This is a genomic window from Kineobactrum sediminis (assembly GCF_002868715.1).
Taxonomy (GTDB): domain Bacteria; phylum Pseudomonadota; class Gammaproteobacteria; order Pseudomonadales; family Halieaceae; genus Kineobactrum; species Kineobactrum sediminis.
The window spans coordinates 485,372-507,033 of record NZ_PKLZ01000003.1; the positions used below are offsets into that span (position 1 = coordinate 485,372).

Here is a 21,662-nt window from a genome sequence, read left to right on the forward strand (position 1 = left end):
AATGTCCGCTCCTGGCACCAAGCGGAAATGTGGAGAGGAACAAATCACGTATAACGGGGCACTGCTATCGGACAATGAACTTCACTCAGATGGGCACCTCAATCTAACGATGAGTCTGTTAATGTCGGTTCTAGCCCAGGCCTACGGACGGTTCTAAAACGACTGAATAAAGAAGATTAGGCCTGGACGCTAAATGCGCGATAGTTCACAAGGGCAAATAGAAATATGCATTTCGAAGATTGGCTAGTGTCTATCGGTAAGTCTGCCAAAACGGCAAAAAGCTACTCTGGAGCTATATTTGGTGTTATGTCGACTTGGGCAGCAAAGGCGGGTTTGGTCCACCAGTCGCTACAAGAGATCAAAAGCGTTGAAGCGTTTGATTCTGTAAGGCTAGGTATTAGACAGCTGGCTATCTTCGACGCAAGAAATACGGTAGGCAAGGGTATGTATAGCGCAGCGCTTAATACATATGCTGAATACCTCGCCGATGTCACGCAGGAACATATTGCGCTCGATATTAACAAGATTTTTGCCGATTCAACGCTTACGGAGACTGAGAGAGCGACATTAGCCAACACTCGGCTTGGGCAAGGTAAGTTTCGTAGTAGGCTTATAGAGCATTGGAATGGATGTGCCGTAACCGGATATCGGGATACGCGTTTCCTAGTTGCTTCTCATATCAAGCCATGGTCGAGATCTAATAATGAGGAGCGGCTGGACCCTTTCAATGGACTACTTTTGTTGCCTAATCTGGATAAAATTTTCGATCTGGGCTATATCAGCTTCGAGAAATCAGGCGCCATTTGTATTTCGAGAGAATTGGAAGGCTTTGAGACTTTGGGAGTCCATGGCCAGCTGAGAGCCCGCTTGGCCAAACAACACCACGATTATTTGACTTATCATCGTGATGTTGTCTTCAAAGGACGATAGATGTAGATGGACTATGTCGAATATTCTCGTTTAATTACATTTTTAGCGGATGAAATTTTAGGCGGGTTGGTCGTGTGGGAGTTATGTTGATAAATTCAGGTGATAGGTAATACCGACAGTGAATTAACGACACACGTCCAACGCTAGGAATCAAGGATGAAGACAAAATCACCGCTAACATCTAAACCTCTTCGCAATCCCGGCGAGTCCCTAGAGCTGGAGTTGCAGGACGTTCTGTACGATGGAATCCTGTACTGGGTTGTTACAACGATTGTTGTGACAGTTCTCGCTGGTATGGAGTGGTGGCGCTGGTATGCGCAAATACCGCCTTCGCCGAAAGTCATGACAGGCTTTGCGTTTCTACTAGCCTCTTACTCGGCATGGAGAGTTGCTAAGTCCTGGCGCCATATAAAGAACCTGAAGCTGGGCCTTGCTGGCGAGAAGGCGGTTGGGCAGTTTTTAGAGCGGCTTCGTGAGCATGGCGCCAAAGTTTTCCATGACATCCCCGGTGATAAATTTAATCTCGACCATGTGGTCATTCATCGTTCGGGAATTTATGTTGTTGAAACAAAGACATGGTCTAAACCTGATCGGGGCGAAGCGAAGTTAGTTTTCGATGGTGAGCGCGTTCTTAAAAACGGGAAAGAAATGGACAGAAATGGTGTTGCGCAAGTAGCGGCTGGAAGCCGTTGGTTAGCGGAACTGTTGAAGGAATCAACCGGGCGTGTTTTATCTGTGCGGCCAGTTTTGGTCTATCCCGGATGGTTCATACAACCAACGGCTGAAGCGAAGTCGAGCAAGGTGTGGGTTTTGAATCCAAAGGTTTTGCCTGCGTTTATTAATAATAGCCGGGAAACGCTAACTCCCGAAGATGTCCACCTCTGTTCCTATCACCTCACTAAATACATCCAGGGGATGTGAGAAAACGCATCAGCTTTTCTGGCGAGCGGTCTCTCAGTGCTCAGCCAAATCTGGAGTACAGCGTCAATAAAACTACCCCAAAACCCTTACCCTGAAATTCCGCCCCTTCATCTTCCCCTGCCCAAGCTTCGCCAGCGCCGTATTCGCCTCACTGCGGCGCACCGCCACAAACGACCAGTTGTCGTTCACCTGGATCTTGCCCACATCGCTGCCGGCGATGCCGTCGTCGCCGGTGAGGGCGCCGAGGATGTCGCCGGGGCGTACTTTCTGTTTCTTGCCGCCGTCTACCTGCAGGGTCACCATGGGCGGTTTGTAGCCGGGCTTGGTGAGCAGGTTCATTGGCGGCAGGGGGGCGGGTTCTATTTTCTGGTTCAGCAGTTTTTCAAGCTGGGGCACCTTGTGGCTTTCTTTGTCGCTGTACAGGGTGCAGGCAATGCCCTTGCTGCCGGCGCGGCCGGTGCGGCCGATGCGGTGTACGTGTACTTCCAGGTCCCGGGGGATGTGGAAGTTGATCACCGCATCCAGGGCGTCGATGTCCAGCCCGCGGGCGGCCACGTCGGTGGCTACCAGTACGGAAACACTCTTGCTGGCGAAGCGCACCAGGGTCTGGTCGCGGTCTTTTTGTTCCAGGTCACCGTGCAGGGCGAGTACGCTGAAGCCGTGGCGTTGCAGTTCGCCGGCCACGTCCTGGCACTCGGCGCGGGTGTTGCAGAAGATCACCGCGGACTCGGGCCGGTGTTGCAGCAACAGCAGGCGCAGGGCTTTCATGCGGTCCGCGTCGTCCACCTTGTGGAATACCTGCTCGATGCTGGCGTTGTCGTGGATGGATTCCACCTCTACCCGCACCGGGTCCTGCATAACCCGCCCGGCGATGGCCTGGATGCGGCCGGGGAAGGTGGCGCTGAACAGCAGGGTCTGGCGATGGGCGGGTACGTGTTCGAGGATGGCGTCCAGCGAGGGCTGGAAGCCCATGTCCAGCATGCGGTCCGCCTCGTCCAGCACCAGGGTGTTCACGTGTTCGAGCTTGAGCGTGCCCTTGCCCAGGTGTTCTTCAATGCGCCCGGGGGTGCCCACGATGATATGCGCGCCGTGTTCCAGCGAGCCGATCTGCGGACCCAGGGGCATGCCGCCGCACAGGGTTAATACCTTGACGTTTTCCACGCCCCGGGCCAGGCGGCGGATTTCCTTGGCCACCTGGTCCGCCAGTTCCCGGGTGGGGCACAGCACCAGGGCCTGGATGGCGTAGTGCTTTACATTGAGTTTGTGCAGCAGGCCCAGGCCGAAGGCCGCGGTCTTGCCGGAGCCGGTCTTGCCCTGGCCGATCACATCCTGGCCGGCCAGGATGGGCGGCAGGCTTTTGGCCTGGATGGGGGTCATGCTGTGGTAACCCAGTGTTGCCAGGTTGGCCAGCAGGCCTGCCTGCAGGCCCAGGGAATCAAATTGCGTGGTCAAGGTGCTGTCCTTTAATGCGGGTGTTTGCGCGTTGCGTGGGTTCAGCCCTGGTGAGGGCGGTACCAGATGGGCGAAGTATACGCGCGTTCCTGCAGGGTGGGGGGAACATCCGGTGATAACGGCAGCCTATTGCGCAGGCTGTCCCAGGTGCTCCAGCGACAGGTGGGGTTCTCCAGCACCCGCACGTAGTAGAACGCGCGCTGGCTTGCGGAGAAGTCGGGGTCGCGCCAGGCGGTGCCCAGCTGGACGTCGCCCTTCTCGCGGTCGAAGTCGCAGGTGGCCAGGTCAACGCCGGCGCCGTTGTCCGGGCAGCGATGGGTGTCCGGGTCGGGCCGCAGGCCGTCGGCGCAGGCAACGTCGTAAACCTGCTCGCGCTTTTCGCCATCCTCCACCCAGCCCTTGATGATCTGGATGCGTTGCAGCCAGGCACTTGCGGGGTCCTTGGCGGCCCAGACCAGGAAGGCGGGTGCCTGTTCGGGTGAGGATGCGATGGGCAGTTCACTGCCCATGGGCACGCCATCCTGGTAGGCGCGCATTACCCAGTCGTGGTGTTCCAGCACATCGTCGGGCCAGTTCCAGCCGCCGAAAAAGCGCACGCCGATACGGGGGCCGGTGGTGCCGAAGGCCTCGCGGCGTGCCAGCGCATCGTATATGTCCTCGCGGGTATTGCTCTCGGCCCATACGCCGGCCAGCCCGGATGCACTGTACTTGATGTGTTGCTTGTTGATGAAACTGCCTTTGCGCCGGCTCTCGGGGGTGCCGTCGGCGGTGCCTATCTTGCCGTGGTAGTTGTCTTCCTCGGCCTGGGACGCCGCGTTGTGACTGTCGGTGGCGGCGATCACCCCGAAGCGGTAGGGGTTGAAGCCCTGGTTTTCTTCCAGCAGCAGGCCGGTTAACCAGGCGTCGCGAATATAACTCCCGGCCGCTTTACCTACCGTGCCGGTGCCTCCCAGCAGGTCTTCCAGGATCTCGAAGCTGGCCCATTCGTCATTCGGCGACAGCAGGGGATGGGTTTCCGAAGTGCCCTTGATCTGGGCGATCTCCGCCAGCGGTTCATTGCGCTGCCTCAGCTCGGCGTAGCCGGCATCCAGCGGTTCGCCGCCCAGCGCTTCCGTGGCGGGGAACATCAGGCCGTCGCTGAGGTTCGAGTTGTGGGGGATCGCCATGGACTCAATGCCCTGCTCGCGCTGCTGGTCCATCCACGTCCACAGTTGCCGGGGCTCTACACTGTCGAAGCTGGAGAAGGGTTGCGCCGGCACCTCGTTACCCCGGAACAGCACGTTGCGATGCAGGTTGATTCCGCTCATGGCGCCCGAGGAGGTCCACTCGTAGCCCACCAGGGTGGTGAACTCCCCGGGCTGGTAGAACTGGTCCGCCACCCGCACGTACTCCTGCCAGATGGCGTGGCGCAGCTTCGGGTCCACCAGTTCCGGCAGGGGTTTACCGGCGCCCATGGTCATCAGTATCTCCAGCAGCGCGGGCTGGCTCTGCTCGGGATTGTCCGAGCGCAGCTGGCGGGCGAGGGCCAGTTTGCCGAGCTCGCTGTCGGGGTCCAGCATGCGCGGCAGTATGCCCATGTATTCCGAGTGATCGGTGACCGCGATGAAGTCCAAAGGCTGGCTGAGCTGCAGCCGTGCGCCGGTGGCGTGTTCAATCGCTTCCCCGCGCGCGAAGCGGTAGGCATCCCGCGGCGTGTTGCGGACATTGAGCATGAACGCATCCGGGGAGTTCATGGTGTGGACGTGCAGCTCGCCAAAATAGGCCTGTTTCAGCGGGTCCCTGTGCACGCTAACGTCAAGCCACGGCGCCGGCTCCTGCCAGGAGTCAGTGGTCGCTGCCTGGGTGGTGTTTTGCTGCTGGCCGGGATCCTGTTCGCTGCAGCCGTTGAGCAGCGTGATTATCGCGGCCAGGGCGATAGCGTTGAGGGCGAATTTCATGACGGTAATCTTCCCGGGGCTGGTGAGTGCACTGTACCTCTGGGGCGAGGTAATCAGGAGGGTATAGATACTACGCTGTTTATTGCAAAGCTGTTTGTTGCAAAGCCTGGAGCCGCCATTTCAATTCCACCAGGTGCGAGAGGTACACATTGATCTCCTGCAGCGGCAGGCCGGGCTGGATGCGGCGCGAGTAGGTGTCGATGCCCAGTTGCAGCACCGCCGCATTGTCCGGCTCGGTATGGAGCGCCCAGTCGGCCAGGTGGCTGGCGAGCACAGGGTCGGTGTCCAGCAGCTCCCGGGCGTGTTCCACCAGCCCGTCGACGCCCCCGGCAAGCTCCATGATAACCCGGCCCTGCTGCTGGCGTGATGCCGGGGCCCAGTGCGAGGGAATGCCGTCCCACCAGCCACTGTATTCACGCACCACCATTCTGGCGATGTCCGCCACCGTATTGTAATAGGTGTCCAGCTGCGGATGGTTCTGCAGTTCGGCGGGGAGGGTGACGGAGGCCACCACCTGGTCCTGGCGCATGCCGGCATTGAGGCCGTCAATGACCTGGCTGCTGATGGCTTCGAAAGCGCTGGCCACAACATCCAGCTTGTTCTGTATTTCGGCGGCCTCGGTCATTGCCGGGCCGTGCATGGGCAGCAGGAGCCCGGGCTCCAGCGCGGCCATTTCCCGCAGGGCATCCGCCCATTCCTGCACGTAGCGCTGGCGGCGCTTGCCGTTGCCCGCATTGGGCAGGAACGGCTGGTGCAGGTCGCCGGTCACCACCACATCGCGGGAGGGCACATGCACCCAGACATGGTCAGCGGTTTCACCGCGGGCATGGTTCAGCACGAAGTCCTCGCCGCCGATGGTCAGCGTGGTGTGGTCGCGGAAGGTTTCCGTGGGCGCGTAGACATCGTCCCAGCTGCGGGGTACATCGCGCGGGTCCTGGCTGTTGAGTTGGGCGTTGGCGTAATCCGCCAGGCGGATATCCAGCCCCATTTCCTGCAGGAAACGCTCCTCGGCAATAATGCGGGGGGATTCACCGGCTTCAATCAGCGCCCAGGTGCCGTAGGCGTGGTCCAGGTGGTGGTGGCTGTAGATGATGGTGTGCACCGGCTTGTCACTGAGTTGGCGCAGGGTGTCCACCAGCGCGGGGCCCGCGGGCGCGTAACCGGTATCCACCAGCACTAGCCCCTCGCTGGTTTCAAACACGGCGATGTTCACCCATGGCAGGCGCAGGAACCAGGTGCCGTCCCCGTGGGTTTCCACCCGCAGCTTGTCGCGGGCATCCGCGATTGCCGCCGGGTCAGTGCGGCTGGCCATGCGGTTGGCAATAGCGTAGGAGACATCGCCGCCGAAGCCCGCGTGCTCGCTGGCCAGCATTGCCCGCACTATATGGCCGTGCTCGCGCATGACTTCATCGCGTAACTCGAAACGCTGCACAGTCTCGGGCTTCGCCTGCGGTTCCGGCGCCGTATTCGCGTGGATACTGGTGCTCGTCATCAGTCCGGCGAGCAGTGCCATGGCAACAGCGGGCCGGAAAAAGCCCGAGTGCGGGTGGTGGTTCGTCTTCATGGTTCGGGTTCCTGGTTGGTGTTAAAAACAGCTCGATTTCAACGCATTGGTGCGGGCAGCGGGCGAGTCATTTCCGGTGTCGGTGTGCAGGCAAGGCGACGCTGAATTAGACATTATTAAATCAATTGATTCAATCAAGAGATCGAATAGTTTTTGCACTCGCTGGGTTATACTTGGCCCCCGGTCATCGGCAGCATATGGAGAGTCAGGCAGTGGAAGCAAAGAGGCAGGCCGTCAGGAAAAAGCCGGTCAGGCGCGGCGAGGCCCGGGACAGGCTGCTTGCGGCTGCCAGGGACAAAATCATTGAGCAGGGACTGGAGGGGGTCTCCATCCGTGCCATCAATGCCGCTGCCGGCGTCAGCCCCGGTATTCTCCACTACCACTTCGGCAGCCTCGAGGAGCTGGTGCTGGAACTGCTTGGGCGCTTCATGGACCCCATGATGAGGGAGCGGGAAGACCTTCTCAGGGCCCTGAAGGCCGGTGGTCATTCCCCCACCATCCGGGAGATCGCGGAAATACTGGTAATGCCCGTGGCCAGGCTGGCCCTGGAGCACGGTGAAGACGGCTATGGCCACGTATGTCTGCTTGCCCGACTCTACGCGGATCGGGCGCCTTTGCTGGAAGAGGCCAATATGCGCTGGGCATCGCGTTTCAATTCGGCGCTGTTTGAACAGCTGCAGCTCGCCAATCCCGAACTTCATGACCCGGAGATCGCCCTGCGCCTGGATCTGGCCGGGCAGGTGCTGCTGCGGGGTCTGTCGGCGTTACATCAGCCGCCCGTGCCCTGGCTGGAGCAACGCGGCGTGGCTGCGGTGGAGCCCTGGCAGCAGGTTCACGTGGTGGTTGATTTTGTGGCCGCCGGTCTCGGCGCTGCCCAGGCTCAGCCAACGGGGTTTCACAAACCGCTTTCCAGGTTTTGACCGGTGTTCTCCCGATCATTTCGGGCTTTATTACAACAGTTGATCGAATCAATTGATTGATGAAAAATAAGGCCCCCGATGCGTCCTGCGGCGAGGCAGCGCAAAGGGGTCGGTAATCCCCTGGTACAAAAGCTCATACTGCGCGGCAATAGCGACGTGGTAACCCCCTTTTTCAGCCCCCCGGACCCACTTCCACAGACCGTTTCGCTATTCCGTTCAGTGCAAGCCTGTGAGACATTACGTTACCGTAGTAAAGAAATAGCCATAATAACCGTGGAGACGCAAGCAATGCCCAGACAATTACCACTTATGAAAGCCCTCGCGCTGGCAGTTGTCAGCATTCAGTTTGCCGAGCCGGTGGCGGCCCAGGCCGCCGCACTGGAAGAGGTGATTGTGACCGCCCAGCGGCGCGCTGAAAACCTGCAAACAGTCCCCATCTCCATTTCGGCCCTGTCGTCGGATGAGCTGGAAATGCGCTCCATTGAGAGCCTGGGTGACCTGAACGCCGTCGCGCCCAATGTCATGTTTCGCCAGAATCCCGGTGCCCGACTGGTTTCCACCGTCGCCATACGTGGCAGTGTCACCGGCCAGCCCGCCATCTGGATGGATTCGCCCGTAGGCCTGTATCTCAACGGGATCTACCTGGGTAAAACCCAGGGCTCCGTATTTGACGTGGTGGACATCGAGCGCGTGGAAGTGCTTCGTGGCCCCCAGGGCACCCTGTTCGGCCGCAATACCGAAGGCGGTGCGATCAACTTCATTACCCGGCGCCCCAGCGGGGAGTTCGGCGGTTCCGCCCAGGTTGAGGCCGGCAATTTCGACCGCCGCGTTGGCCGGGTAAATCTCGACCTGCCACAAATGGGCATCGCCTCTGTCAGCCTGGGTGCACGCAAGGAGCGGGCCGACGGCTGGGCGCGAAACCTGACCGGCCCCGACATGGGTTCCGTTGACACCGAAGCCTTCAGGGCGTCGGTGCTGTTTGATGTGTCGGACCGCGTCACGGCGCTGTATGATTTTGATTATTCCAATACGGACCAGACTCCCGCACCCTCCAGCCTGTTCTCGCTGGAAGGCTGGGCCGGCACCTTCCCCAGTGTGTTTGGGGACTTCCTGGGCACTGCAATCCAGGAAGCGGCCCGCCCCTACGTTACCACCAGCCGCCCCGATGTCGTCAGCACCAATAGCGTGGAAGGGCAGGGTACGCTGTACGAGCGCAGCCTAGGGCGCTCCCACGCCCTGACCCTGGAGGCGGAGATCAATGAAAACCACAGCCTGAAGTACATTGGCGCCATACGCACCGTGGATGTGGGTGACAGCCAGGATATCGACGGCATGCCACTGGACAGTATCGACGTCATCCCCGGCGTGTTCTCCTGGGGCATGGCCGCCAACTACAATCGCACCACGGAATACGAGCAGGTCTCCCACGAACTGCAGTGGACCGCCAGCGTGGGTGCGGTCAACTGGGTCGTCGGCGCGTACTACTTCGAGGACGAGGGCGAAACCACCGGGCGGCAGCTGTTCACCCTGTTTGGCGCCGGCCCCCAGGGTGTTAATTATTCCGCGGATACCGAAGCCTGGGCCCTGTTCACCCAGGCCGACTGGAACTTCGCGGAGCGCTGGACCGCGACTGCCGGGGTACGCTACACCGAGGAAAAGCGCAGCGGCTTCTCCCACCGCTATACGACCGACGTATTCGGTGGCGAACTGGTAACCGACCAGGGCCCCGGGCTGCTGCCTTTCACCACCTATAGCGCCACCTTTGACGACACCTCGCCCATGGGTGCGCTGGCGTTTGCGCTGAATGACGATGTCAACCTGTATGCCAGGGTGGCCAAGGGCTTCAAGAGCGGCGGCTTCAGCTCGGAGGTTGCAGACCCCGCGGTGAGCACCCCGTTCGAACCGCAGACCTCCCTGTCCAGTGAGCTGGGCGTCAAGGCAACGATGCTGGACGGGCGGGCGCGGCTGAACGTGGCCGTGTTCAATAACGATATCTCGGACCTGCACATCACCCAGTTGCTTCCGGGCACCACTCAATCGCTGGTCACCAACGCGGGTGAGGCGACTTACCGCGGGCTGGAGATAGAGCTGGCCCTGCAGGTGACCGACAACTGGCGCATCTCTGGTAACTATGGCTACCTCGATACCGAGTTCGATAAATACCTGGACAACTCCTTTGCCCCGGGCCGTCCGCTGGTGGATACCGCCTCCAACCGGCTGGCGCCCTACTCGCCGGAAAATACGGCCAGTGTGCAGGTGATGGGTACGCTGTTTGAGTCCTCGCTGGGTGCGGTGGAGTTGCTGGTCGACTACAGCTACACCGACAAGATGTACCTGTATGCGGTGAACAAGGATCTCACCGCGCCGAATGCCGGCGGCAGCTACGTCAAGGGTATTGATGAGGTGCCCAGCACCCAGAACCTCAATGCGCGGTTGAGGCTGGCGGATGTGGCGGTAGGCGACGGTACCATGGATTTCTCTTTCTTCGTGCGTAACCTGACCGACGAAGACAAGCATATCCAGATGATCGACTTCAGCATGTTCCGCAATGCGTCGTGGCAGGAGCCTCGCTCCTACGTGTTCACCGCGGCATACAACTGGTAAAGCAAAAAGCCCTGCCTGCCGGTGGCGGGTAGGGCATCCCTCATACTCCCGATTACACTGATTTCGCAGGCTTGGCGCGAAAAGGCTAGCGCCGTGCCCTGGATTTGCGCGGGGCAGGATTGCGCGGCAGGCCATTGTGCTGGGTAGCGAAGGTGCTGGTGCCCGCGGGCACCCGCTCGTGACGCTTGGCCGGCTGGCGGCTGGGTACCAGGTGCAGCTTGCCGTTGCCTATCAAATCTGCCCGGCCCATTTTTTTCAGGGCGGTGCGCAGCTCGGGCCAGTTGTCCGGGTCGTGGTAGCGCAAAAACGCCTTGTGCAATTTCCGCTGCGACAGCTTGCGCACGGTGGGCATGCTGTCACTGCTGCGGGTCACACGCTTCAACGGGTTCTTGCCGCTGTGGTACATCGCGGTGGCGGTGGCCATGGGCGAGGGGTAGAAGGTTTGTACCTGGTCGGCGCGGAACTTGTTGCGCTTGAGCCACAGCGCCAGGTTCATCATGTCCTCGTCCCGGGTGCCGGGGTGCGCGGCAATGAAGTAGGGGATGAGGTACTGTTTCTTGCCCGCTTCCTTCGAGTACTTTTCAAACATCGTCTTGAAGCGGTCATAGGTGCCCATGCCCGGCTTCATCATTTTTGACAGCGGGCCGTCCTCGGTGTGTTCCGGGGCGATCTTCAGGTAGCCGCCCACGTGGTGCTTCACCAGCTCCTCAACGTAGGCGGGGGTTTCCACCGCCAGGTCGTAGCGCAGGCCGGAGGCAATCAGTACCTTCTTGACGCCGCTGACTTCCCGCGCCCGCCGGTACAGGCTGATCAGCGGGGTCTGGTCGGTGTTCAGGTTCTTGCAGATGCCGGGAAACACGCAGCTGAGCTTGCGGCAGCTGGCTTCAATGGTTTTGCTTTTACAGGCCAGCCGCCACATGTTGGCGGTGGGCCCGCCCAGGTCCGAGATCACCCCGGTGAAGGCGGTGGAGGTGTCGCGGATGCTTTCCACTTCGCGGATGATGGAATCCTCGGAGCGGTTCTGGATGATGCGGCCCTCGTGCTCGGTGATGGAGCAGAAGGTGCAGCCGCCAAAGCAGCCGCGCATGATATTCACCGAGTGGCGGATCATCTCATAGGCGGGAATGGAGGCGTCGCCATAGCTGGAGTGGGGCAGGCGGGTGTAGGGTAGCTCGAACACGGCGTCCAGCTCCTCGGTTTCCAGCGGGATGGGCGGCGGGTTCAACCACACTTCCCGGTCGCCGTGGGCCTGTACCAGCGGGCGCGCGTTGTAGGGGTTGGTTTCCTTGTGCAGGATGCGCGACGCGTGGGCATACAGGGCGCTGTCTTCGCGCACCTGGTCGTAGGAGGGCAGGCGGATGACCGCCGGGCCCTGTTCTTTGGGCCGGTCCAGTAGCCGCACTACGGCCACCTCGGTCTCGGTTGCCGCCGCGGCGTCGTTACTGGTGGTGGCACAGGCTTCAACCCGGGTATCGATGTAGGGGTTGATGGGGGCCTCCACCGGGCCGATGATATCCAGGTGGCTGGAGTCGATCACCCGATACTCTTCCGGCAGGCGCTTGCACACCCAGGCGGTGCCGCGCACATCGCGGATGTCCTTGACCGGCTCGCCCCCGGCGATGCGATGAGCCACCTCCACCAGGGCGCGCTCGGCGTTGCCGTACAACAACAGGTCGGCGCAGCTGTCCAGCAGTACCGAACGGCGCACCTTGTCGCTCCAGTAGTCATAGTGGGCGATGCGGCGCAGGCTGGCTTCAATGCTGCCGATAATCAGCGGCACATCCCGATAGGCCTCGCGCACCCGCTGGCTGTAGACGATAACCGCCCGGTCCGGGCGCTTGCCGCCGACATTGCCGGGGGTATAGGCGTCGTCATTGCGGCGTTTGCGGTCGGCGGTGTAGCGGTTGATCATGGAGTCCATGTTGCCCGCGGCCACCCCGAAAAACAGGTTCGGCTTGCCCAACACCTTGAACGGCTCGGCGCTGGTCCAGTCCGGCTGGGCGATGATGCCCACGCGGAAGCCCTGGGCCTCCAGGGTGCGGCCGATTACCGCCATGCCGAAGCTGGGGTGGTCCACATAGGCGTCGCCGGTCACGATAATCACGTCGCAACTGTCCCAGCCGAGGGCATCCATCTCCGCACGGGAGGTGGGTAACTCGGGCGCATGGCCGAAGCATTCGGCCCAGTACTTGCGATAGGAAAACAGGGGCGTGGTCATTGCGATAACTGCGGGTTGGCAAATGTGGGCCGCATTATACGCGAATCCGGCCCACACTGCGCGATCTGCATTCGGGCACCCGGGTTTCAGGTGCCCCGGTTGCAGGCACCGCCCTATTTGTTGATGGCGGCAACCGTCTCCACCATGGCGCCGGTCAGGGTCGCGAGGTCATCATTGTTGGTGACAAAGGGCGGCATGCAGTACACCAGCCGGCCGAAGGGCCGCACCCACACACCGCGTTCCACGAACATGGGCTGGATCTCCTTCATGTCCACCGGCTGCGCCAGCTCGATCACCCCGATGGCCCCCAGGGTCCGTACATCCACCACGTTGGGCAGCTCCCGGGCGGGTGCCAGGCCCTGTTCCAGGGCGTCCTGGATACGCTGTACATTGCGCTGCCAGGGCTGTGACAGCAGCAGTTCGATACTGGCAATGGCGGTGGCACAGGCCAGCGGGTTGCCCATGAAGGTGGGGCCGTGCATGAAGGCGCCGGCCTCGCCGTTGCTGATACCGTCGCTGACCCGGCGGTTGCAGAGGGTGGCGGCCAGGGTCATGTAACCGCCGGTCAACGCCTTGCCCACGCAGAGGATGTCCGGCTCCACCCCGGCGTGCTCCAGCGCGAACAGCTTGCCGGTGCGGCCAAAGCCGGTGGCGATTTCATCGAAGATCAATAACACGTCGAAGGCATCGCACAGGGCGCGCAGCCGCACCAGGTAATCGGGCGAATAGAAGCGCATGCCACCGGCGCCCTGGACCACCGGCTCTACAATCACCGCGGCCAGGTCCTGGTGATGGGTGGCCAGCAGCTCTTCCATCGCACTCATGGACTGGTCATCGCATGACTGGTTAAAGGGTACATCCGGGGCCGGGGCAAAGAAGTGTTTGGGCAGCACGTCGCCAAACAGGTGGTGCATGCCGGTATCGGGGTCGCACAGGGACATGGCCCCAAAGGTGTCGCCGTGGTAGCCGTTGCGCAGGGCCACCAGCTTCTGTTTGCGCGGCTGGCCCGCGGCGTGCCAGTACTGAATGGCCATTTTCAGCGCCACTTCCACTGCTACTGAGCCGGAATCACTGAAAAAGACCCGCTCCAGGCTCGGCGGGGTGATGCGGGTAAGGATGCTGGCGAGCTTGACCGCGGGTTCGTGGGTCAGGCCGCCAAACATCACATGGGACATGTTGTCCAGCTGGGTATGTACGGCGCGATTGAGGGCGGGGTGGTTATAGCCGTGGATGGCGCACCACCAGGAGGCCATGCCGTCGATCAGTTCGCGGCCGTCGGCCAGGGTCAGGCGCACGCCGCGGGCGCTGGCCACCGGGTAGACCTCCGGGGTGTCAGTGGCCGATGCGTAGGGATGCCAGACGTGTTCGGCATCGCCGGCTTGCAGTTGCTCCCAGGTCGAGGGGGGTGTACTCACAGAATCTCCAGCAGGCTGGGCAGCACGTTATCCAGCAGTTGTTGCTGGGCGGCTGCGGTAGGGTGAATGCCGTCATCCTGCATCAGTTCATCGCGGGTGGCGATGCCTTCCAGCATGAATGGGGCGGTATGGGCACCGGTGGCTTTTGCCACCAGTGGAAAGCTTTCCCGAAAGGCCCGGGTGTAGCGCGCCCCGTAATTGGGGGGTATTTCCATGGGCAACAGCAGCACTTTGGCACCCGCTTCCCGGGAGAGCCGGCTCATGGTGGCCAGGTTCTCGCGAATAAGCCGGGTGGGGTAGCCGCGCAGGGCATCGTTGCCGCCCAGCTCCAGCACCACCACCTCGGGCTCATAGCGTTGCAGCAGGTCCGGCAGTCGGCGCAGTCCACCGGCGGTGGTTTCGCCGCTGATACTGGCGTTAACCACCGTATAATCGGGGTGTGACGCTTCCAGCCGCTCCGACAACAGCGCCACCCAGCCCTGCTCTGAAGACATGCCGTAGGCGGCACTGATACTATCGCCAAACACCAGCAGCGTGCGCGGTTGGGCGGCAGTAGCCGGCAGTACCAGCAGCCAGGAGAATCCGATTGCCAGTGCCGTGCGTAAAACGGGAAAAAGGAATTGTTGCATGATCAAGGCTGAAAATCTCCGCAAACAGGTCCCCATGGCCGGGGGCGAGCTGGCGATACTGAAAGGGATTACGCTGGAAATCAAGTCGGGAGACTCGGTAGCCATTATCGGCGCCTCCGGTTCCGGCAAGTCGACCCTGCTGGGCCTGCTTGCCGGGCTCGACGAAGCCAGCGGTGGTCGGGTCATTATCAATGACACCGACATCAGTGCCCTCGATGAAGACCAGCGCGCCCTGTTCCGTGGCCGGAACGTGGGTTTCGTGTTCCAGTCATTCCAGTTGCTGCCGGCGCTCACCGCCCTGGAAAACGTGATGCTGCCCCTGGAATTACAGGGCCAGGCAGATGCGCGCAAGCAGGCGGAGCATTTTCTGGAGCGGGTGGGCCTGGCCGAGCGCACCAGCCACTACCCCCGGCAGATGTCGGGTGGCGAGCAGCAGCGGGTGGCTATCGCCCGGGCCTTCGCCAACAGCCCGGCGATCCTGTTTGCCGATGAGCCCACCGGTAACCTGGACACCACCACCGGCGGCATCATCGTTGATTTGCTGTTTGACCTTAACCGCGAACAGGGGACGACCCTGGTGCTGGTGACCCACGACCATGCCCTGGCGGCGCGCTGCGAGCACCGCTTCCGGCTTGATGCCGGCGCCCTTGTGGAAGGGAACTGATCGTGTCGGTCACCGCAACCCGAATGCTGGCCCGGGACTGGCGCGGCGGCGAACTGGGGGTGCTGGTTGCGGCCCTGGTACTGGCCGTGGCGGTGGTGTCCGGTATCAGTGCGTTTACCACGCGCCTGCAAGTGGCGCTGGAGCAGGAGAGCCACCGTTTCCTGGCGGCTGACCGGGTAGTGCGCAGTGGCCGTGAAATGCCCGCCGAGTGGCTGCAGGAAGGCTCCAGCCGGCAACTGCAAACCGCCCGTCTGCTGACTTTTCCCTCGATGATCTATGCCGGTGACGAGTCGATGGTGCTGGCCTCGGTCAAGGCGGCGTCCTCCGCCTATCCCCTGCGGGGAGAGTTGCGCTACAGCCAAGAGCCCTTCGGTGAAATACTCACTGCCACCACTGGCCCGCAACCGGGCGAGGTGTGGCTGGATTCACGCCTGTTCCCGCTGCTGGATGTTGGCCTGGGTGACCAGGTGATGATCGGGGAGGCCGAATTTACCGTGGCCGCCGCGGCCCGTACCGAACCCGACCAGGCCGGTTCGTTCCTCGGTTATGGCCCCCGGGTGCTGATGCACTACGACGATATCGACGCCACCGAGGTGGTACAGCCCGGCAGCCGGGTGGAGTATCGGCAGCTCTACGCCAGTGCCGATAATGCGGCGCTGGAGGATTTTGTCGACTGGCTGGAGCCACAACTGCAGGAGGGCCAGCGCCTGCTGGATGTGCGCCAGGGCCAGCCCGGGCTGGGCGATGCCCTGGCGCGCGCGGAGAGTTTCCTGCTGCTGGCGGGCAGCCTTGGGGTGGTGCTGGCGGGTGTGGCCATTGCCCTGGCCGCCCGGCGTTTCAGCGAGCGCCACAATGATTATGTGGCGATCATGAAAAGCCTGGGCGCCACCTCCGCAACGATTACCCGGCTCTATGGCCGCAGCCTGTTGTTGCTGGGGGTGGCCGCGACGGTAACGGGGTGCGCGCTGGGATGGAGCCTGCAGGCTGCGTTTTTCGGCCTGTTCGGGGACCAGCTGCCGATCGAGCCCGGTCCTGCCGGGCTGCGGCCCTATGCCATTGGCGCCGCCACCGCACTGGTGTGCCTGTTGAGTTTTGCCTGGCCGCCATTGCGGCGCCTGAGCCTGGCCAGTCCGCTGCGGGTGTTGCGCCGGGACATGCCGCTGGAAGAGCGGCGTACCTTTGTGGACTACGCCGTGGGGCTGGCGGCAGTGAGCGGCCTGATGTGGTGGTACAGCGGTGACTGGCGGTTAACCGCCGGGGTACTGGCGGGGCTGGCGGTGACCGTGGTGCTGGGTCTGGCGCTGGCGCTGACCCTGCTGCGCGGCGGTCGCCTGGTGGGCATGAGTGCCGGCAGTATCTGGCGACTGGCCCTGGCCGGCCTGCAGCGCCGGGGTACGGCGAACGCCCTGCAGGTGGTGATTTTTGCCATGGCGATCATGCTGTTGCTGGTCCTGTTGCTGGTGCGCACCTCGCTGATCGACGCCTGGCAGACCCAATTGCCCGAGGACACCCCCAATCACTTCATGCTCAATATCGCACCGCAGGAAGTAGGGGATGTGGAGCAGTTGTTGCAGGCGGAAAACATTCCCGCCGCGCCCCTGTACCCGATGATCCGTGGCCGTATCCTGTCGGTAAATGGCGAGCCCCTGCCGCAGACCGATGACAAGGCCGAGGGCCGGCGCCAGCGCGAGGCCAATTTCACCTGGTCAGACAAGCTGCCGGCGGACAATACCCTGGTCGAGGGCGACTGGTGGCCGCCCAACAGCGCCGCCGAAGAGGTATCACTGGAGCAGGAGTTTGCCGAGCGTTTCGGGGTGACGGTGGGAGACCGGATCGGTTTCCAGGTGGGCTCCGAGCCACTGGAGGCGACGGTGACCAGTATCCGCACCCTGGACTGGCAGTCCTTCAACCCCAACTTCTGGCTGGTATTCCCGCCGCGCCTGCTGGCTTCCTACCCGGCCACCTTCATGACCAGTTTCTACCTGGAGCCGGAGGAAAAGCCGTTCCTGAACCGGTTTATTCGCCAGTTCCCCACGGTGACGGTGGTGGAAATGGATGTGGTGGTCGCCCAGGTGCGCAGCATCATCAGCCAGGTGTCGGCGGCGGTAGAGCTGGTGCTGGCGGTGATTGTGGCAGCGGGTGCCCTGGTGCTGGTGGCGGGGGTGCAGGCCAGCGTGGATGCGCGCATGCACGAAAGCTCGATTCTACGCGCGTTGGGCGCCTCGCGACGGCTGGTGCTGGGTGGTTTGCTGATTGAATTTGCGGCCATGGGGTTGTTTGCCGGCTTGCTGGCGACGGTGGCGGCGGAGCTGTCGGTGTATATCCTCCAGGCCCAGGTGATGGGGATGTATTACCAGCCCTCGCCCTGGGTGTGGCCCATTGGCATAGGGGCCGGCACGGTGCTGATTGCCGGGCTGGGTGTGTTCAACTGCCGTAAAGTGGTTTCCAGCCCGCCGCTGTCAGTGCTGCGCGAACTGTAGGCAGGTAGGCTACCGGCTGATACCGACGATGAAGGTCTGCACCCCCAGTTCAACCTGGCGGGAGAGATCAATGTGGCGCTGGAATAATTGCGGTGCGTCAACCACCAGGGTGGCCAGGCCGTGAATCCCGGCCCAGGCCGCGTTGGTCAGGTAGGCGAGGTCCTGCTGGCGAAAAATACCCAGTTCGATGCCGTGGCGCAGGATGGCCTGCACCTGTTGAAAGGTGTCGCGACTGACTTCCCGTAGTTCCGGGGGGAGGTTGGCCGGCTGAACCGACGGGCCGAACATCAGCTTGAACATCTGCGGGTACTCGCCGGCGTAGGCCACATAGGCATGCGCCAGCGCCGCCAGCTGCGCCCGGGGGCAGTCCTCGGTCGTCGCCGCGGCCTCCTCCAGGCGAGCCAGCAAGCGCCGGTAGCCCTGGGTTGCCATGGCGGCAAACAGTTCGCCCTTGTCGTTGAAATGGCGATAGGGCGCAGTCTGGGATACGCCGATACCACGGGCCAGGGCACGCAGGCTAAGTGCTTCCGCGCCCAGCTCTTCAAGCTGGCCGACAGCGGTATCCAGCAACGCGGCCCTCAGGTTGCCGTGATGATAGCTCTTTTGCGCTGCGCCGTGCCCCGTGATAGCCATGCCAGCCTACGGTAACAGATGCTGTACCGCGTCGCGTTCCTCGGTCAGTTCCTGTTCGGTAGCCTGCATTTTGGCGCGGCTGAAGTCGCCGACATCGGCACCCTGGACGATTTCCCAGTCGCCACCTTTACAGCGACAGGGGAATGAGTAGATCAGGCCTTCGGTAATGCCGTAGGAGCCATCGGAATACACACCCATGGAAACCCAGTCATCGCCCTCGGTGCCCAGCGCCCAGCTGCGCATGTGGCCGATGGCCGCGTTGGCGGCGGAGGCTGCCGAGGAGGCGCCGCGCGCCTTGATAATGGCGGCGCCACGCTGCTGCACGGTGGGGATGAAGTCGTTTTCGTACCAGTCCTGGTCGATCAGGCTGATAGCGGCAGTACCCTTCACTTTGGCATTGAACAGGTCCGGGTACTGGGTGGCGGAGTGGTTGCCCCAGATGGTCATGCAGCTGATATCGTTAACCGTGGTGTCGGTCTTGATCGCCAGCTGGGTGATGGCGCGGTTGTGATCCAGGCGGGTCATGGCGGTAAAGTTGCGCGGGTCGATATCCGGCGCATTGCGCTGGGTGATCAGGGCGTTGGTGTTGGCCGGGTTGCCCACCACCAGTACCTTGATGTTGGTGCTGGCATGTTCGTTGATGGCCTTGCCCTGTACCGAGAAGATGGCCGCATTGGCTTCCAGCAGGTCCTTGCGCTCCATGCCGGGGCCGCGTGGGCGGGCGCCAACCAGCAGGGCGTAATCGGCGTCCTTGAAGCCGGTGGACGGGTCATCGGTGCAGACCACACCCGCGAGCAGCGGAAAGGCACAGTCTTCAAGCTCCATGCGCACGCCGTCGAGGGCTTCCAGGGCGGGGGTGATATCCAGCAGCTGCAGGATTACCGGCTGGTCATCTCCCAGCATGGAGCCGGAGGCAATACGGAACAACAGCGCGTAACCAATCTGGCCAGCTGCGCCGGTAACGGTGACTCGAACAGGTGCTTTCATCAGGGAAGGTTCCTCGAAAATGGGTGAATGGGCCAATTGAGGGGGCACATTGTCGAGTCAAACGGGTGAAAAGACAAGCCGCTACCTGTAAAATGCGGCCTCACCCGGGCACCCGAGGCAGGCCAGTTGTGCGAGAACTTTCGCGAAAAGAACGAACCGAATTCAACAAGTTGCAGAAACGGCTGCGCCGTAATGTAGGCAATGCGATTGCCGATTACGGCATGATCGAGGCGGGCGACAGGGTGATGGTGTGCCTGTCCGGCGGCAAGGATTCCTATGCCATGCTGGATGTGTTGATGGCCCTGCGGGTCAACGCGCCGATCGATTTCGAACTGATCGCCATCAACCTGGACCAGAAGCAACCGGGCTTTCCCGAGGAAGTGCTGCCCAATTACCTGGCCAAACTGGATATCCCGTATTACATCCTCGAAAAGGATACCTACCGCATCGTCAAGGAGGTCATTCCCGAGGGCAAAACCACCTGCGGCCTGTGTTCCCGCCTGCGCCGGGGTACCCTGTACGGGTTCGCCGCCGATATCGGCGCCACCAAGATTGCCCTGGGCCACCACCGCGATGACATTGTCGAAACCCTGTTCCTGAACATGTTTTTCGGCGGCAGCCTCAAGGCGATGCCGCCCAAACTGCTCAGCGATGACCGCCGCAACGTGGTGATCCGGCCCATGGCCTACTGCAAGGAAAAAGACCTTGCCGCCTACGCCGACTACAAGCAATTCCCGATCATCCCCTGCAACCTGTGTGGCTCCCAGCAGAACCTGCAGCGAGTGCAGATCAAGCAGATGCTGAAGGACTGGGAACGCCAGTATCCGGGCCGTACCGAAACCATTTTCCGCAGCATCACCAATATTGCGCCGTCGCAGCTGGCGGATACCGCGCTGTTTGATTTCGCTTCCCTGCGCGGTGAAGTCAGCACCGATCCCGATCTGCACGTGCCCGCCATCCGTGTCGTTAACCTCTAGGTGGTAACCGGGGCGGTGCCGGCGCCGCTGCTGGAGGCGGACGACCTTGCCCTGGAACGCGGCGGGCGCCAGCTGTTCAGTGCCATCTCCCTGCGGGTGAACGCCGGGGAACTGGTGCAGATCGAAGGCGCCAACGGTGCCGGCAAAACCAGCCTGTTGCGGATCCTGGCGGGACTGTCGCGCTACGGTTTCAGCGGCCAGGTGCGGCGGCGCGCGCCGCAATTGTTCCTGGGCCACCACAGCGCGGTGAAAGGGCTGCTGACCCCGCGCGAAAACCTGGCCTGGCATGTCTCCGGGGAAGCCGGCAACAGTGGCGCCGAGATTGACCAGGCACTGGCGGCGGTGGGCCTCTATGGCTACGAGGACGTGCCCAGTCACACGTTGTCCGCCGGCCAGCACCGGCGCGTCAACCTTGCCCGCCTGTATTTGTCCAGAGCGCCGTTGTGGTTGCTCGATGAACCCTTTACGGCGATTGACCGGGTTGGGGTGACGGCACTGGAAACCCGGCTGGCAGAGCATCTGGGGGAGGGCGGTGCGGTGTTGCTGACCTCCCACCAGACGGTGGCGGTGCCGCATCCGTTAAGGTCGCTGGACCTCGCCACGGGCCTGCTGACATGAATACGTTATCCACCCCTGTTTTTTGCGGGCTCCTGCTGCGTCGGCAGCTGGTGCTGGGGCTGCGCAAACCGATCGAGATCGGCAATCCTCTGCTGTTCTTTGCCATGGTGATTGCGCTGTTTCCGCTCGGCCTGGGCCCGGCACCGGACACCCTCGCGGTTTTTGCCCCCGGGATTTTGTGGATTGTCGCGCTGTTGTCGAATCTGCTCAGTTCTGATGGCGTGTTTCGCAGCGATTTCGAGGATGGCAGCCTGGAGCAACTGCTGCTGGCGCCGCAGCCACTGTATTTCTCCGCCCTGGCCTATGTACTGGCCCAGTGGCTGCTGACGGGTTTTCTGCTGGCGCTGCTGTCGCCCCTGTTCGCGGTGATGCTGGGACTGGACGCCGCGGCAATTCCCGCGCTGGCGGCAAGCCTCTTGCTGGGGACCGGCGTGCTGAGCCTGGTGGGCGGTATCGGTGCGGCGCTTACCGTGGGTCTGCAGCGGGGGGGCATGCTGATCTCCCTGTTGATTTTGCCGTTTTACATGCCGGTGCTGATCTTCGGCAGCGGCGCCGTCCAGGCCGCCCTGGCGGGCGCGTCCGCGGCCCCCTACCTGGCAATCCTGGGGGCCATGCTGTGCATGGCAGTGGCGCTGGCACCGGCGGCGATAGCCGCGGGCCTGCGCATCTCCGTTGACGCCTGAACATTTGGCCTGCTATTTGCGGTCGGTTAC

17 protein-coding genes are annotated in these 21,662 nt (G+C 62.1%); 9 read left to right on the forward strand and 8 right to left on the reverse strand.

What is annotated here, in order from left to right; genetic code table 11:
* The first annotated feature begins 225 nt into the window (after positions 1 to 225).
* Positions 226 to 930: an HNH endonuclease gene (locus CWI75_RS07480; protein WP_101520842.1), complete on the forward strand. Its 705-nt coding sequence runs from the start codon at positions 226 to 228 to the stop codon at positions 928 to 930.
* 156 nt (positions 931 to 1,086) lie between these two features.
* A complete protein-coding gene (locus tag CWI75_RS07485; protein WP_101520843.1) occupies positions 1,087 to 1,851 on the forward strand; it encodes a nuclease-related domain-containing protein in 765 nt (254 codons plus the stop codon).
* Between the two features lie 72 nt (positions 1,852 to 1,923).
* Here CWI75_RS07485 and dbpA read toward each other — a convergent pair whose 3' ends face one another.
* The 3 genes from dbpA to CWI75_RS07500 form a co-directional block, all read right to left on the reverse strand.
* Positions 1,924 to 3,303, reverse strand: a complete 1,380-nt coding sequence (gene dbpA, locus CWI75_RS07490) for an ATP-dependent RNA helicase DbpA (RefSeq protein WP_101520844.1) — start codon at positions 3,301 to 3,303, stop codon at positions 1,924 to 1,926.
* A 41-nt stretch (positions 3,304 to 3,344) separates the two neighbouring features.
* Positions 3,345 to 5,240 (reverse strand): DUF3604 domain-containing protein, encoded by a 1,896-nt coding sequence (locus CWI75_RS07495; RefSeq protein ID WP_101520845.1) that lies wholly within the window; start codon positions 5,238 to 5,240, stop codon positions 3,345 to 3,347.
* Between the two features lie 79 nt (positions 5,241 to 5,319).
* A complete protein-coding gene (locus CWI75_RS07500; protein WP_101520846.1) occupies positions 5,320 to 6,804 on the reverse strand; it encodes an alkyl sulfatase dimerization domain-containing protein in 1,485 nt (494 codons plus the stop codon).
* Positions 6,805 to 7,016: 212 nt separating this feature from the next.
* Here CWI75_RS07500 and CWI75_RS07505 point away from each other — a divergent pair, with 212 nt between their 5' ends.
* On the forward strand, positions 7,017 to 7,724 hold the full coding sequence (locus CWI75_RS07505) for a TetR family transcriptional regulator (RefSeq protein WP_162300018.1): 708 nt from the start codon (positions 7,017 to 7,019) through the stop codon (positions 7,722 to 7,724).
* Positions 7,725 to 8,012: 288 nt separating this feature from the next.
* Positions 8,013 to 10,328: a TonB-dependent receptor gene (locus tag CWI75_RS07510; RefSeq protein ID WP_162300019.1), complete on the forward strand. Its 2,316-nt coding sequence runs from the start codon at positions 8,013 to 8,015 to the stop codon at positions 10,326 to 10,328.
* Positions 10,329 to 10,413: 85 nt separating this feature from the next.
* On the opposite strand, the gene CWI75_RS07515 is transcribed toward CWI75_RS07510, so the two are convergent.
* From CWI75_RS07515 to CWI75_RS07525, 3 genes are all read right to left on the reverse strand, one after another.
* On the reverse strand, positions 10,414 to 12,546 hold the full coding sequence (locus CWI75_RS07515; RefSeq protein ID WP_101520849.1) for a YgiQ family radical SAM protein: 2,133 nt from the start codon (positions 12,544 to 12,546) through the stop codon (positions 10,414 to 10,416).
* A 113-nt stretch (positions 12,547 to 12,659) separates the two neighbouring features.
* Positions 12,660 to 13,961, reverse strand: coding sequence for an adenosylmethionine--8-amino-7-oxononanoate transaminase (bioA, locus tag CWI75_RS07520; RefSeq protein WP_101520850.1), 1,302 nt, complete (start codon positions 13,959 to 13,961; stop codon positions 12,660 to 12,662).
* Positions 13,958 to 14,590, reverse strand: a complete 633-nt coding sequence (locus CWI75_RS07525; RefSeq protein ID WP_101520851.1) for an arylesterase — start codon at positions 14,588 to 14,590, stop codon at positions 13,958 to 13,960. The genes bioA and CWI75_RS07525 overlap by 4 nt, the downstream gene beginning before the upstream one ends.
* Here CWI75_RS07525 and CWI75_RS07530 point away from each other — a divergent pair.
* Both CWI75_RS07530 and CWI75_RS07535 read left to right on the forward strand, forming a co-directional pair.
* Positions 14,589 to 15,254 (forward strand): ABC transporter ATP-binding protein, encoded by a 666-nt coding sequence (locus CWI75_RS07530; protein ID WP_101520852.1) that lies wholly within the window; start codon positions 14,589 to 14,591, stop codon positions 15,252 to 15,254. The genes CWI75_RS07525 and CWI75_RS07530 overlap by 2 nt on opposite strands.
* 2 nt (positions 15,255 to 15,256) lie before the next feature.
* On the forward strand, positions 15,257 to 17,734 hold the full coding sequence (locus CWI75_RS07535; protein WP_338152695.1) for an ABC transporter permease: 2,478 nt from the start codon (positions 15,257 to 15,259) through the stop codon (positions 17,732 to 17,734).
* A gap of 9 nt (positions 17,735 to 17,743) precedes the next feature.
* Here the strand turns inward: CWI75_RS07535 and CWI75_RS07540 are convergent, their stop codons facing one another.
* Both CWI75_RS07540 and CWI75_RS07545 read right to left on the reverse strand, forming a co-directional pair.
* Entirely contained in the window at positions 17,744 to 18,367 is a 624-nt protein-coding gene (locus tag CWI75_RS07540; protein WP_101520853.1) for a TetR/AcrR family transcriptional regulator, read from the reverse strand.
* 6 nt (positions 18,368 to 18,373) lie between these two features.
* Positions 18,374 to 19,354, reverse strand: a complete 981-nt coding sequence (locus tag CWI75_RS07545) for a malate dehydrogenase (protein WP_101520854.1) — start codon at positions 19,352 to 19,354, stop codon at positions 18,374 to 18,376.
* 92 nt (positions 19,355 to 19,446) lie between these two features.
* On the opposite strand from CWI75_RS07545, the gene ttcA reads away from it, so the two are divergent.
* From ttcA to ccmB, 3 genes are read left to right on the forward strand one after another with little or no spacing between them, the layout of a single operon-like run.
* Positions 19,447 to 20,331 (forward strand): tRNA 2-thiocytidine(32) synthetase TtcA, encoded by an 885-nt coding sequence (gene ttcA / locus CWI75_RS07550; RefSeq protein ID WP_101520855.1) that lies wholly within the window; start codon positions 19,447 to 19,449, stop codon positions 20,329 to 20,331.
* Positions 20,332 to 20,346: 15 nt separating this feature from the next.
* Positions 20,347 to 20,949, forward strand: coding sequence for a cytochrome c biogenesis heme-transporting ATPase CcmA (ccmA, locus tag CWI75_RS07555; RefSeq protein ID WP_175580201.1), 603 nt, complete (start codon positions 20,347 to 20,349; stop codon positions 20,947 to 20,949).
* On the forward strand, positions 20,946 to 21,632 hold the full coding sequence (gene ccmB, locus CWI75_RS07560; RefSeq protein WP_101520856.1) for a heme exporter protein CcmB: 687 nt from the start codon (positions 20,946 to 20,948) through the stop codon (positions 21,630 to 21,632). The genes ccmA and ccmB overlap by 4 nt, the downstream gene beginning before the upstream one ends.
* Positions 21,633 to 21,662 lie beyond the last annotated feature (30 nt).

Excerpts from the sequence above, each read along its gene's own strand:
- CWI75_RS07480 (WP_101520842.1), top strand. The coding sequence starts at position 226 with ATGCATTTCGAAGATTGGCTAGTGTCTATCGGTAAGTCTGCCAAAACG.
- CWI75_RS07485 (WP_101520843.1), top strand. The coding sequence starts at position 1,087 with ATGAAGACAAAATCACCGCTAACATCTAAACCTCTTCGCAATCCCGGC.
- CWI75_RS07495 (WP_101520845.1), bottom strand. The coding sequence starts at position 5,240 with ATGAAATTCGCCCTCAACGCTATCGCCCTGGCCGCGATAATCACGCTG.
- CWI75_RS07500 (WP_101520846.1), bottom strand. The coding sequence starts at position 6,804 with ATGAAGACGAACCACCACCCGCACTCGGGCTTTTTCCGGCCCGCTGTT.
- CWI75_RS07510 (WP_162300019.1), top strand. The coding sequence starts at position 8,013 with ATGCCCAGACAATTACCACTTATGAAAGCCCTCGCGCTGGCAGTTGTC.
- CWI75_RS07515 (WP_101520849.1), bottom strand. The coding sequence starts at position 12,546 with ATGACCACGCCCCTGTTTTCCTATCGCAAGTACTGGGCCGAATGCTTC.
- CWI75_RS07530 (WP_101520852.1), top strand. The coding sequence starts at position 14,589 with ATGATCAAGGCTGAAAATCTCCGCAAACAGGTCCCCATGGCCGGGGGC.
- CWI75_RS07525 (WP_101520851.1), bottom strand. The coding sequence starts at position 14,590 with ATGCAACAATTCCTTTTTCCCGTTTTACGCACGGCACTGGCAATCGGA.
- CWI75_RS07540 (WP_101520853.1), bottom strand. The coding sequence starts at position 18,367 with ATGGCTATCACGGGGCACGGCGCAGCGCAAAAGAGCTATCATCACGGC.
- CWI75_RS07545 (WP_101520854.1), bottom strand. The coding sequence starts at position 19,354 with ATGAAAGCACCTGTTCGAGTCACCGTTACCGGCGCAGCTGGCCAGATT.
- ttcA (WP_101520855.1), top strand. The coding sequence starts at position 19,447 with ATGCGGCCTCACCCGGGCACCCGAGGCAGGCCAGTTGTGCGAGAACTT.
- ccmB (WP_101520856.1), top strand. The coding sequence starts at position 20,946 with ATGAATACGTTATCCACCCCTGTTTTTTGCGGGCTCCTGCTGCGTCGG.